This window comes from Vibrio sp. 9-16B-A1 (genome assembly GCF_056726165.1).
Window position 1 is genome coordinate 271,815 of the sequence record NZ_JBSDZD010000001.1, and the last position, 11,739, is coordinate 283,553.

General features: G+C 49.6%; 9 protein-coding genes. 7 read left to right on the plus strand and 2 right to left on the minus strand.

All coding sequences use genetic code 11. From position 1 onward, the window contains the following. Positions 1-27: 27 nt before the first annotated feature. Both ACVB80_RS01295 and ACVB80_RS01300 read right to left on the minus strand, forming a co-directional pair. The gene (locus ACVB80_RS01295; protein ID WP_481079446.1) at positions 28-1,335 is read right to left on the minus strand and encodes a dicarboxylate/amino acid:cation symporter; all 1,308 of its coding nucleotides are present in this window, start codon (positions 1,333-1,335) and stop codon (positions 28-30) included. 535 nt (positions 1,336-1,870) lie between these two features. Next, a complete protein-coding gene (locus tag ACVB80_RS01300; RefSeq protein ID WP_481079447.1) occupies positions 1,871-2,443 on the minus strand; it encodes a nucleoside 2-deoxyribosyltransferase in 573 nt (190 codons plus the stop codon). 323 nt (positions 2,444-2,766) lie between these two features. On the opposite strand from ACVB80_RS01300, the gene ACVB80_RS01305 reads away from it, so the two are divergent. From ACVB80_RS01305 to ACVB80_RS01335, 7 genes are all read left to right on the plus strand, one after another. Further along, positions 2,767-3,339: an SOS response-associated peptidase gene (locus ACVB80_RS01305; protein ID WP_481079448.1), complete on the plus strand. Its 573-nt coding sequence runs from the start codon at positions 2,767-2,769 to the stop codon at positions 3,337-3,339. Between the two features lie 210 nt (positions 3,340-3,549). Next, positions 3,550-4,401, plus strand: a complete 852-nt coding sequence (locus ACVB80_RS01310; protein ID WP_481079449.1) for a MurR/RpiR family transcriptional regulator — start codon at positions 3,550-3,552, stop codon at positions 4,399-4,401. Between the two features lie 156 nt (positions 4,402-4,557). Next, a complete protein-coding gene (dcuC, locus tag ACVB80_RS01315; protein WP_481079450.1) occupies positions 4,558-5,919 on the plus strand; it encodes a C4-dicarboxylate transporter DcuC in 1,362 nt (453 codons plus the stop codon). 9 nt (positions 5,920-5,928) lie between these two features. After that, on the plus strand, positions 5,929-7,167 hold the full coding sequence (pepT, locus tag ACVB80_RS01320; RefSeq protein ID WP_481079451.1) for a peptidase T: 1,239 nt from the start codon (positions 5,929-5,931) through the stop codon (positions 7,165-7,167). Between the two features lie 15 nt (positions 7,168-7,182). Then, on the plus strand, positions 7,183-7,914 hold the full coding sequence (pepE, locus tag ACVB80_RS01325; protein ID WP_481079452.1) for a dipeptidase PepE: 732 nt from the start codon (positions 7,183-7,185) through the stop codon (positions 7,912-7,914). A gap of 122 nt (positions 7,915-8,036) precedes the next feature. Continuing rightward, entirely contained in the window at positions 8,037-9,713 is a 1,677-nt protein-coding gene (locus tag ACVB80_RS01330; RefSeq protein WP_481079453.1) for an RluA family pseudouridine synthase, read from the plus strand. Between the two features lie 259 nt (positions 9,714-9,972). After that, the gene (locus ACVB80_RS01335; RefSeq protein WP_481079454.1) at positions 9,973-11,661 is read left to right on the plus strand and encodes an amidohydrolase; all 1,689 of its coding nucleotides are present in this window, start codon (positions 9,973-9,975) and stop codon (positions 11,659-11,661) included. Positions 11,662-11,739: the final 78 nt, after the last annotated feature.

The window sequence follows — 11,739 nt, forward strand, 5'->3', positions numbered from 1 at the left end:
ACGGAACAGATTATCTGTTAACGCTGTTTAGTTCTGATGGCTGTAAGAAAGATGGACTTCTTCTTCCTTCTCGCCTGCTTTCGGGTCAGCAAAGCGGGATTCGTCCAGATCACCTTCAGATTTCGCGACAATCACACTCACTGCACTGTCACCGGTGATGTTAACTGCAGTACGGATCATATCCAGCAGACGGTCAACACCCATAATCAGAGCGATACCCTCAAGTGGCAGACCCACCTGGTTCAGAACCATCGCCAGCATAACCAGGCCTACACCAGGAACACCTGCAGTACCGATAGACGCCAGTGTCGCGGTGAAGATCACCGTCAGGTAGTCACCCATGGTCAGATCGATGTTATAAGCCTGAGCAATAAACGCCGTTGCCACACCCTGCATGATCGCAGTGCCGTCCATGTTAATGGTCGCACCCAGTGGAACCGTAAACGACGCTACGCGGTTCTTCACGCCAAGACGGTTCTTCACAGTTTCAAGGGTAACCGGAATAGTCGCGTTAGAAGATGCAGTAGAAAATGCGAACATAACAGCATCTTCCATCTTACGCAGGAACACCAGCGGGCTCAGACCGGTAAACGTCTTCAGCATTAAACTGTAAGTCACCAGACCGTGAATAATCAACGTTGCCGCCAGCACCAGGAAGTATTCCGCCAGGTTAATGATCGCATCCAGACCCAGGCCGGTAAACAGCTTAGCCATCAGACAGAACACACCGTATGGTGCAAGGTTCATCAGAAGCGCAACCAGCTTCATGATCACTTCATTCAGGTCTTCAAAAATCGCCGCAATACGCTCGCCTGGCTTACCCGCCGCACTAATAGCAATACCAAACAGCACCGCGAATACGATCACCTGCAGGGTTTTACCTTCTGCCATCGCGCTGATTGGGTTAGTCGGGAACATACCGATGATCACTTCACCCAGAGACGGCGCTTCAGCAGATTTGAAGCTGCTCGCTGCAGTCAGGTCAGCACCAGCGCCTGGCTGGAACAGGTTACCCATTGTCAGTGCAAGGGTGATAGCTACGGCTGTGGTCACCAGATAAAAGGCAAGAGTTTTGCCACCCAGGCGGCCAAGGGTTGTAATGTCTTTAAGAGAGCTGGTGCCACACACCAGAGAAACAAATACCAGAGGAACCACCAGCATCTTCAGGCTGGCAATAAAAATCTTGCCTCCGACATCCAGTAAACCGTTGACGATATAGGCATCAACAAATCCGTTTTCAGCAAACAGGGCGCGGATTGCAAACCCCGTCAATATGCCGGCAACCATACCCAGAATCACGCGTCCGGTCAGCGACATTGGCTTGGTATTCTTCATGAACACTCCTTATTTTGTATACTTCGACATCATTCAAAGCGACAGGGAGATTAGCAGCCACAGCAAATTTTTCTGAAACAAAATTTCTTTTGCGAATCATTAACGTGATCAAAATCACTATCGGCACGCCGACCACATACAAAAACACAACAGAAAAACCACCAAAAAAACGAAAACCAGCATTAGTTGTAACTCATGATTAAATGTGCGATATATTTCACTGATCACCGGCAACATACGGAACCGTGTGCATAGTAATTAAATTACAGGATCTTGCGCACGCTGTTTATACCGAAAATGGTTATAGAACAAGCAGAGTGTCTGATAGGAGATTCTGGAAAAGAGATAAGAGAACAGAGAACAGAGAACAGAGAACAGAGAACAGAGAACAAAGAACAAAGAACAAAGAACAAAGAACAAAGAACAAAGAACAAAGAACAAAGAACAAAGAACAAACAAAAGATACAAAAGAAACAAAAGAAACAAAAGAAAAACAGCGGCATGAGTGGAGCCCACAATGCCGCTCAATGGTTCATCAGGCCGCTTGTTCGTTCAGATGGTCACGGATCTGTTTCAGGCACTGCTCAAAGCCAAGCAGTTCACTGTATAGCGCATCTTCTTCAACCAGGTTATGGATGACAATCCCCTCTTCGACCGCATGATCCAGCATCAGGTTATCCACCAAACCAAAGTTCTCAATCGTCATTCCATTGTTGTCTTTATAATGCTGTTTACCATCATTGCTGCTCCCCTCAAGAGTGGCCAGACTGCGCTGCAAAAACAGACGATTGTCATTGGTATAAGCGAAAACCGGCTTGCCCATTCCGCGAGCCAGTCCCATCTCATACGCTGTACCCACATCACAGCTGGCACTCCGGAAAGGCGTCATATTGGCAATGACCACATCAGCCTTTTCAATCAGCTTCTCATTACCAAAGGCGATTTCCATACCACACTGCTGTGGCGTTTTGCCATCAAAGCAAACGTGATTGTCCAGAGGGAACAATCCTTCAAATCCGTACAGTTCACACAGCTTGCGTTTCATCTCCCCCATTTCAAACGCGTTTTCCAGAAAGACTTCCGGACCAGCTAAGTAGATTTTCATCATTATCGGGCCTTGTACCTGTAGTGTCCGACATACCCACATAAATCCAGTGTCAAAAGGCGTTACCCATTCAACGGAAATGGCCTTCTCATGCAAGCATAAATGTGCATTATGTCAATAAGTTAGATCGAAGCCGGATTACACCACAACATTCTGCAGGCCAAAGTCAATTTTATGTCAAACGTTTGCACAACAGACTCAGCACTCACAAGAGGAGACGTTTGCACGCCATTTGCTAACTGCTTTTTATTTTCTGTTCAGAACGGACATTTTTTTGTCAGGCCTGAATGACAAGCGGCTACACTGTTTAATAAGCGGAGGAAATTATGTGCGGACGACTCAATATCATTCAGGATCCGGTAAACCAGTTTTTGTCAGACTTACTGGGTGTAACCCTGCCCGTGGCAAAAAGGGGGGAAGTGTTCCCTTGTGAGCCGGTTTCCTCACTCACCTACCGCTTCAAACAGCCCGGATGGGTCAACCTGTTATGGGGAATACATCCGCCCTGGGCGAAAAAGCTGATCATCAATGCCCGGGCCGAAACCGTGTCGTCCAAGGCCACTTTCCGTCAGGCATTTTCTTCTCACCGGGTACTGGTTCCCTGCTCAGGCTGGTACGAGTGGGTGACCGACAATAACGGCCTCAAAACCAAGTACCTGATAACATCTGAAACCCCGCTACTGATGGCCGGTATTCAGATTGATCAAAACCTGGTAACCCTGACGGTGGAGTCCGATCCTGATTACGCACCATATCATTCCCGTAAACCCCTGCTTATTTCACCGGACGACCTCGAAGCCTGGTATTCCACCCCCGCCGCTTCGCTGCTTAAATCTCCCTGGCAGCCGGAGCTCATCATCACCCCGGAATCAAAAAAACCATTAACAGGCTTGTTTTAATAACAGCTTAAAATGTGTCGTTAAAACACTTCATTAACAATAATATTAACTCTTATTTACCTTGCTGGAGTCTGTTCAGAGAAAAACTTTTTCCCGTTATATTTATTTATCCCGATCACAGTTTAAATATGGGAAAAATATATTCCCTTGTTAATCTCACTCACTTTATTGGAAAATTCTCCCATAAGAACACAGGAGTGGGAAAAGACGATGAACAAACAGGAATTTATCGACAGCGTCAATAGCATTGATAACCTGACCGCGACGGATAAAGTCATCGTCAGCTATTTTATTAAGCACTATCCTATGCTCCCCTTTGCCCGGATTGATGAACTGTGCAAACAGATAGGTGTGGGTAAAGCCACCCTCGGGCGTTTTCTCCAGCGACTTGGTTTCAAAGGCTTCATTGCATTTAAAAAAGCCGTTTCTGACGATCTTGTTCAGGAACTGACAACCCCGATTGACCGCTGCCGTCAGGATCGATCGGGCTCGGATAACAACGCCCTTCTGGCCACTCACTATCAGGAAATCATGGCCAATATGCAGGCCACCTGGGAAGCGATTTCCCACGCCGACTTCGACCAGGCGATTGACTGCATGCAGAACAACAAAGGCAAACTTTACGTGATGGGCAGTGCCTCTGCGGAAGCCCTGTCCAACTACTTCTATCTGCTTGCCCGATATCTGAGAAAAGACGTAGTGTTACTGCGTGCCGATGCGTCCACCCTTCCCCACCAACTGGTAGATGTCACCGAAGACGATACCCTGCTGGCTATCTCTTATCACCGTTTTTCCAGCATTACCGTAAGACTGGTTCGCTGGTTTTCTGAAAACGGCGGAAAAATTGTGATGGTGACGGACCAGCAGGTAAATCCTTTTGTCGGCTATGCCGATATAGAGTTTTGCGTAGAAAGCGCCAGTGATGGAATATTTAATAACCGCACTGCGGGCTTTTCCCTGATTGAAGCTTTTATTAAAGGCATGTCCGGCAAACCGGATAAAGATCCCCGTTTTTCCCGAATCGAAGGAATCTTTTCAGAATTCGATATATTTAAAAACTAACTTTTTAATTTGCTTGCTATTTGACCGTCCCGGATTTTCCCGGCGACACCTTATTTTTATTGAGAGCCATACTTTTTATTCCATTATTGTTATTCAGTTCTGATTTTCAGAACGAAATGGAACTAAAGGTGTAACAGTTTATTTCAGAGGTTTAAGATGGTTACATATTTAGCGATACCTATTATCTTCTTTGTCGGTTACTTTATCGTCAAGAAATACAATACCCAATCCGTTCTGCTGCTGGCCGGTCTGCTGATGATTGCCCTTGGGGTACTCAGTGGCAACGAGGAGTTTATGCCCAAAGGTGGTAAACCAACCGGCTCGGTGATCGTGGACTTCTTTGAAGTGATCAAAGTTATCGCCTCTTCAACACTGGCCAAACTGGGTCTTATCATTATGGCCGTTGGTGGTTTCTCCAAGTACATGAGTCATATTGGCGCGGCTAACGCCATGGTAAAGATCGCTACCAAACCACTTTCACACATCAAAAATCCTTACCTGGTTCTGGCGATGGCTTACATTATTGGTCAGCTGATCAATATATTCATTCCAAGTGCCACCGGTCTTGCGCTGCTGTTACTGGTTGCCATGTACCCGGTACTGGTCGGTGTAGGCTGTAATCCTGCTGCTGCCGCGGCAGTAGTAGCAACCACCGGCTGTCTTGACCTTGGTCCTGCCTCTTCCGCTGCTAACAAAGCAGCTGAAGTAGCTGGGATCGATGTGGCGACCTACTTTGTCAGCTACCAGCTGATGGTTGCCGGTATCTCGATGCTGGTTATTGCTGCACTGCACTTTGTCTGCCAGCGCTACTTTGACCGCAAAGATGAGGAAAACGGCGTTAAACACGAGTTCAGCCTGGACGAAACTGCCCAGCGTAACGCACCTAAGTGGTTCGCCATTCTGCCGGTTCTGCCACTGCTCCTGCTGCTGACTTTCAGTAAGTTCGCTATCACCAGCATCAAAATGAACGTGGTCACTGCGATGTTTATCGCCCTGTTTATCGCTATGGTATGCGACTTCATCTTCACCCGTGACGGCAAGAAAGTCGCCGCTTCGCTTAAAGTCTACCTGGATGGCATGGGTGCAGTCTTTGCCAGCGTGGTCAGCCTGATCATTTCGGCAAAAGTGTTTGTAACCGGCCTGAGCTCAATTGGCTTTATCGGCCTGCTGCTGAACTCGGCTTCAAGCTTTGGTTTTGGCTACCTGGCGATGGTTCTGGTACTGGTTCTGATCATTACTGTGGTTACCCTTCTGTCTGGTTCTGGTAACGCCTCATTCTTCAGCTTCTCTAACCTGGCTCCGGATGTGGCCGCTCAGGTTGGTGCCTCTGCTGCTGCCGTTGCCCTGCCAATGCAGCTTGCATCAGGCCTGATGCGCTCCGCTTCACCGGTTGCGGGTGTGGTGATTGCCTGTGCAGGTGTTGCCAATGTATCGCCTATCGAGCTTGCCAAACGTACCGCTATTCCAATGCTGGGCGGCCTGGCAACCGTACTTGTCTGCTCTCAGCTGCTTATCTAAGGAGGAATCATGGATATCGTCAGTCGCTTTCTGAGTTACACCAAAGTCAACACTACCACCGACCGTGCTAAGGGTGCGGCGGGAGTAATGCCCTCTTCACCGGGCCAGATGGAGCTGGCCCGTAAACTGGAGCAGGAGCTCCGCGGACTGGGGCTGGACGATATCCACCTTTCTGACAAGGCCATACTTACGGCCACCCTGCCATCCAACCGTGACAGGTCGCTGCCCACGGTTGCCTTTTTCGCCCACCTGGATACCAGTGCGGAGCAAAGTGGTGATACCCACGCACAGATCCTGACCCATAACAAAGAGTCACTCTGCCTGAATGAGGATCTCGATATCTGGCTGCGCGAAAGTGAGTTCATTGAGCTGGCTGACTACAGGGGCCAGGACATTATCGCCACCGATGGCACCAGTTTGCTTGGTGCCGATGATAAAGCCGCAATTGCAGCAATCATGGATGCACTGCAATACTTCATTCAAAATCCGGACGTTGAGCACGGTGAAGTCAAAGTTGCTTTTTTACCCGATGAAGAGCAGGGACTGCGCGGTGCCAAAGCGTTCAATGTTGACAGCTTTGGTGCCGATTTTGGCTACACGCTGGATTGCTGCGGTATTGGTGAATTCGTATGTGAGAACTGGAACGCCGGTAACGCAGAAATCACCTTTACCGGTCAGTCGGCCCACCCCATGTCGGCCAAAGGCAAACTGAAAAACTCACTGTTAATGGCCCACAAGTTCATCTCTATGCTGCCAGCCGGTGAAGCGCCCGAATACACCGAAGGTCGCGAGGGTTATTACTGGGTTAAAGAGCTCAGTGGTAACAGTGCCAGGACTGTACTGAAACTCGATATCCGCGATTTTTGCCAGCAGGGCTACCGAAACCGGATGAACTTTCTTAAGCAACTGGCTGAAAACTGCAACCAGCTCTGGAAAGGGGTAAGCATCGAGCTCAGCGACCGTTATGAAAACGTAGCAAACAGCCTGGAAGGAGAAAATGCCTACCCGATCACAATTGCGCAGCAGGCCTACAGGCAAAATGACATTGCCATGAGCCGCGTGCCAATGCGCGGTGGTTATGATGGCGCAGTACTGTCTCAGAAAGGTCTGCCATGCCCCAACCTGTTTACCGGGGCGCACAATTTTCATTCGATTTACGAGTACCTGCCGGTTGAGTCACTCAAAGCGGCAGGCAACGTAGTGCGGGACATTATCCGCATTACAACTGACTATCCCAAAGCCAAGTAGTTGGAGCTTTAATTTATGAACATCATGCTATTCAGTAACGGCAAACTGCCGGGCAATTCTCTGGTTCTTGAATATGGTCTGGACTGGATCAAAGCCGCCGTTGAGCGCACCGGTGCAAAGAAACTGTTGTTTATCCCATACGCTGTGATCCGCGGCAGCTATGACGAGCGTACCGCTATGGTGCAGGAGTCCCTGGGGCAGTTGGGCTGTGAAGTCACCGGTATTCATCAGGCCGAAGACCCGGTTAAAGCCATCGGGGAAGCGGACGGTATTCTGGTCAGCGGTGGCAACACCTGGGTTCTGAACAAGATGCTGCATGATAACGGCCTTGTTCGCCCGCTGCGTAAAGCAGTACTGCGAGAGAACAAGCTGTATATCGGCTGGAGTGCGGGCACCAACGTCGGTACCCCTACGATTCGTACTACCAACGATATGCCTATCGTGACGGCAACCATTCTGCCGTCTCTGGGCCTGGTGCCATTCCAGATCAACCCTCACTATATCGAAGCATCGATTTCAGGCCACATGGGTGAAACCCGTGACGAACGTATTGAAGAGTTCCTGGTGGTCAATCCACACGAAATCGTGGTCGGTATACCGGAGGGCACCATGCTGCAGGTAAGCGGTGAAACGCTGAGCTACCACACCGCTACAGACGCTCCGCTGAAACTGTTCCGCCACCAGCAGGAAGCAGAATACTACAACAGCCATGACGATATTCAGTTCCTGATGGAACACGGCTGCTGACAGATTGCCGCTACTCTCAGTATTGGGAGTGGCGGCACCTCCTACTCCCACTCAATCACAGTACTGGCATTCAGCCGATAAACCAGTACAATCGCCGCTCTGTTTCAGCAAAAGTCCGAGTTATGCACTTTTTTACCCCGTTCCAGTCCCCGGTATCTGATATTTCAGTGCCGGAGCAGTTTACTTTTCCGTTCTATTATCAGCCTCATCCCCTTTGTGAGCTGGCAGCGGCTGAGCTTCAGCAGCATCTGCGTGAGCAGAGTCAGTGGCAGCACAATTTTGGCATCCCCGGAGAAGAAAGCCCTGAACAGAGCGGGAAAGCAACCGGCAAAATGTTCGGTGTACTGGTGGTAAAAAATGCCCTGGGTGAGCTGGGTTACCTGAAAGCCCACTCGGGCAAAATTGCGGACTCCAACCAGCTGCCAGGCTTTGTGCCACCGGTATTTGATATGCTCGATCAGGATGGCTGGTTCCGCACTGAAACGAACCAAATCAATGAGATCAACAGTAAGGTAAACGCCCTGAAAGCATCTCCTGAACTTGCATCCCTGAAGCTGGCACTGGCTGAGCAAACAGAGAAAGGCGAAGCAGAAATCGAAGCGTTTCGCCAGAAGATGATCGAAGGCAGGGCCAGGCGCAAGAAGCTGCGCGCTGAAGCGGAACAGAATCTGTCCGGGCAAGAGCTGGAAACAGTCATGAGCGGGCTTGGTAAAGAGAGCATCGCCGAGAAATACCACATCAAAGATCTTAAGCGTGACCACCAACAGGCGCTGGATGATATTCAGAGCGAGCTTGACCAGATTCAGGGCGCCCTGTCAGCCCTTTTACAGGAAAGGGCCAACCGCTCTAATGCGCTGCAACACAGATTATTCTCAAACTACTGCTTCCTTAATGCCCGCGGTGAAAACAAAGCACTGACAAATATTTTTGCTGATGAGACCATTCCGGCAGGCTCCGGTGAATGCGCTGCGCCAAAGCTGCTGCAGTACGCCTATCAGAACCAACTGGAGCCGGTTGCCATGGCAGAGTTCTGGTGGGGCGTCTCACCTAAATCAGAAGTCCGCCAGCACGGGCGTTACTACCCGTCCTGCAAAGCCAAGTGCGAGCCAATCCTTGGCCACATGCTGATTGGCCTGGATGTAGAGCCCAATCCACTGCTCGAAAACCCGGCTGAAGGTAAGGAAATAGAAATCCTCTATCAGGATGAAGCCATGGTGGTGGTCAACAAGCCCGCGGAGTTTCTTTCCGTACCAGGCAAACACATCAAAGACTCGGTTTATACCCGTTTGTGTGAGCAGTTCCCGGATGTCGAAGGGCCGTTTGTGATCCACAGGCTGGATATGTCCACCTCAGGGATCCTGGTGTTTGCTCTTACCCGCCGGGCGAATAGAAGTCTGCAAAAGCAGTTTATCACCCGCGAAGTAGGCAAGCGCTACGTGGCTAAGATTGAAGGCGAACTGGCAGCTGATACAGGTGAAATCCGCCTGCCACTTCGCGGTGATCTGTATGACCGCCCCCGTCAGCTGGTCTGCTACGAGCACGGCAAACCAGCCCTGACCAGCTTTGAAGTCATCGAGCGTAAAGATGGCTTCACCAAACTCTGGTTGCACCCGCATACCGGCCGTACCCATCAGCTGCGTGTACACTGTGCCCATCATGAAGGACTGAACATGCCGATCATTGGTGACGATCTGTACGGAACAAAATCAAACCGCTTGCATCTGCATGCTCAGAGGCTGGAACTGGCCCACCCTTACACCAGGGTACCCATGGTATTTGAAACGGAACCAGACTTCTGAAACCACTGATATAAGATTTTTTGTTCAAAAAGTTACAACAAACGGCCGGTCGTGCACCGGCCGGTAACCGGCAACTCTTCCGTACATAATTATCCGCTTCTGTTTTCAAAAATAAGACTATCAAATCCAACCAAAATCACGGTCATTTCTCGTCTATAGTCTATAAGATATCAATGTTGTTCAATGGCTTATGATTGTCATTCCGAACAGCCGATCGGCAGACGTATCTGCTCTGGTTTCAAACGAAGGAATGAATGAAATGAAGAAACTGCTTCTTGCTACGGCAATCAGTGTCATCAGCAGTTCTGCGCTGGCTGGTGCCGATACCATTTTCTATAACGGCAAAATCTATACCGTTAACGATGCGCAACCATGGGCGGAAGCATTCGCCATTGAAAACGGTAAGTTTGTCGCTGTAGGTACACTGAACGAGGTAAGCCGTCTGAAAGGTGCGGATACCAAAATGGTCGACCTGAACCAGAAAGTCGTTATGCCCGGTATCGTCGATGAGCATATCCACCCGGATATGGGTGCTGACAACTACCTGAACATTTTTGTTTCCCCAACAGACAGCTGGGAGACAGTGACGAAAACCATTAAGGACTACCGAAAAAACAACCCTGAGAAAAAGTGGATTTATGGCGGTAACCTTAACTGGCTGAAAGACAACGGGGAAAACATCGCTGAAACCGACATTCCATCACATAAGTCTTCTCTGGATGCCATCGTTAATGACCGCCCTATCGCGCTGTACGATCAGGGGGCACATGCTATGTTGCTGAACTCCCTGGCACTGAAAGAGCTGGGGATTGACAGAAATACACCGGATCCGGAAGGCGGAATCATCGTAAGAGATGACAGCGGAGAGCCAACAGGTGTGCTTCGTGAGACCGCCACTGACCTTGCAACTTCTGCACTGGATAATCCGGACACCACAACCTGGTCTGAGAAAGGGCTTAAACCCTTCCTGAAAGAAATGCACTCATACGGTGTGACTGCCATGACGGATGCATACGGTATGCAGCGCAACTTTGATGCGTACCGCTACCTTGAAGAAGAAGGCGAGCTGCATACCCGCATGCATGTATGTATCTCTTCTCCGCTGAACTTCCCTACACCTGCTGGCAAAGCTGCTCAGCAGGCCCTGATAGATAACTATCAGGCACTGACCACTGAGCTCGTTAATCCTCATTGTATTAAGTACATTCTGGATGGCTCTGCTGCAGGACGCACTGCAGTAATGCTTGAGGCATTTAACAATACGGATTTCCGTGGCGACCTTCGGATTCAGGCAGAACCTTTGCAGAAAGAGATGCGCGAGCTGGATAAGAAAGGCTTCGTGTTTAAATCTCATGCCATCGGTGACCGGGCCATCCGCCTGCTGCTGGACAGCTATGAACAGTTGCCACGCCACAACGATGGCCGCTATCACAGTATCGCCCACGCAACGTTTGTCCACCCGGATGATTTCGTTCGTTTCTCAAAGCTGAATGTAGTGTATGAAGCCTCCCCAGCCCTGTGGTTCCCAAACCCAGGAATGGGCGTGATTGAAGCGGATATCGGCGACCGGGTAAAACGCATGTGGCCGGTCAAACAGTTACTCAAAAAAGGCACTCTGGTTTCCTACGGCTCAGACTGGACCGTAGCGTTCTCGCCAAACCCATGGCAGGCAATTGAGACCATTATTACCCGGGAGAAACCCGGCGGTTCTGTCGATACTGCATTTGACTTCAGCGCAATTTCCGTTGATGAAGCCATTAAAATCTTCACGCTCAATGGTGCCAAAGCCATCGGCATGGGCGATCAGCTTGGCTCTATTGAGAAAGGCAAATACGCAGACTTCCTGATCCTGAAACAGGACATTTTCAACGGTGAAGTCCGCAGGCTGCATAAGACCATTGTTGATAAAACCTTCTTCAACGGGCAGCAGGTTTACCCGACCAAATAACTAACAAGGCTCTTCGGAGCCTTTTTTTATGCCATACGCCCAGCATTTTTCTGAAATTATATCCTGATAATTTCCAGT

What these genes read in the sequence shown, in the direction of transcription:
- ACVB80_RS01295 (WP_481079446.1), bottom strand. Translation starts at nt 1,335, where the DNA reads ATGAAGAATACCAAGCCAATGTCGCTGACCGGACGCGTGATTCTGGGT.
- ACVB80_RS01300 (WP_481079447.1), bottom strand. Translation starts at nt 2,443, where the DNA reads ATGATGAAAATCTACTTAGCTGGTCCGGAAGTCTTTCTGGAAAACGCG.
- ACVB80_RS01305 (WP_481079448.1), top strand. Translation starts at nt 2,767, where the DNA reads ATGTGCGGACGACTCAATATCATTCAGGATCCGGTAAACCAGTTTTTG.
- ACVB80_RS01310 (WP_481079449.1), top strand. Translation starts at nt 3,550, where the DNA reads ATGAACAAACAGGAATTTATCGACAGCGTCAATAGCATTGATAACCTG.
- dcuC (WP_481079450.1), top strand. Translation starts at nt 4,558, where the DNA reads ATGGTTACATATTTAGCGATACCTATTATCTTCTTTGTCGGTTACTTT.
- pepT (WP_481079451.1), top strand. Translation starts at nt 5,929, where the DNA reads ATGGATATCGTCAGTCGCTTTCTGAGTTACACCAAAGTCAACACTACC.
- pepE (WP_481079452.1), top strand. Translation starts at nt 7,183, where the DNA reads ATGAACATCATGCTATTCAGTAACGGCAAACTGCCGGGCAATTCTCTG.
- ACVB80_RS01330 (WP_481079453.1), top strand. Translation starts at nt 8,037, where the DNA reads ATGCACTTTTTTACCCCGTTCCAGTCCCCGGTATCTGATATTTCAGTG.
- ACVB80_RS01335 (WP_481079454.1), top strand. Translation starts at nt 9,973, where the DNA reads ATGAAGAAACTGCTTCTTGCTACGGCAATCAGTGTCATCAGCAGTTCT.